Raw genomic sequence first — 202 nt, forward strand, 5'->3', positions numbered from 1 at the left:
TGCGCTACCAGGCTGCGCTACACGCCGACCGAGGAGTGCTATGTTACTGTATTGGTCTGAATTAGCAAGCACGAACGCGGTTTAGGGCAGTCAACTGCTGCTATTTTCATCAATTAATTGGTTTCTTCCGTTTTGCTAAAGCGCTTCAAGTCTTTAAGTGCGTCAATCAGCACAGGAACCGGTGGCTCGGCTTGTTTCTTCT

The sequence above is a fragment of the Idiomarina sp. UBA4206 genome (assembly GCF_002383015.1).
GTDB lineage: Bacteria > Pseudomonadota > Gammaproteobacteria > Enterobacterales > Alteromonadaceae > Idiomarina > Idiomarina abyssalis.